General features: G+C 65.4%; 1 pseudogene. It reads right to left on the bottom strand.

The features are described from left to right. Positions 1-205, bottom strand: a pseudogene (locus CQ12_RS45330) (GGDEF domain-containing protein); the annotation flags it as partial. Positions 206-393: the final 188 nt, after the last annotated feature.

Here is a 393-nt window from a genome sequence, read left to right as displayed (position 1 = left end):
CTCTCGCGGCGAGGCCCCGCAGTCCGGCGGTATCGGCGTCGGAAGTGGCGGCCAGCACAGCGGCCGGTTGGACCTGTTCGACCGCGCGCGCCGCATCCGCCCAGCCGGTCTCGACTACGGGAAACAGTCCTGCGCCATCGAGCGTGGCGACAAAAGATGGCCGGCTCGCGCTGGATACAACGAGGATCGGACCTTGCTGGGACATCGGTGAACTCGGAATCAGGCACGCAAAACAGGGAACCGCGATCCTAGTTCGCGGCACTTAATGCGGCGTCAACGATCGCCCGCCAATGGTTTCCTCAGGCGGCGTTGCTCCGATCCCGAAATGCTTCCACCATCAAGGGGTTAAGGCCCAGTTCTGTCAGCGCGTCGCGGGCGCGCGCGTTGTCGAGG

Source organism: Bradyrhizobium jicamae (assembly GCF_001440395.1).
GTDB lineage: Bacteria > Pseudomonadota > Alphaproteobacteria > Rhizobiales > Xanthobacteraceae > Bradyrhizobium > Bradyrhizobium jicamae.
This window is presented reverse-complemented; position numbering and strand designations above follow the sequence as displayed.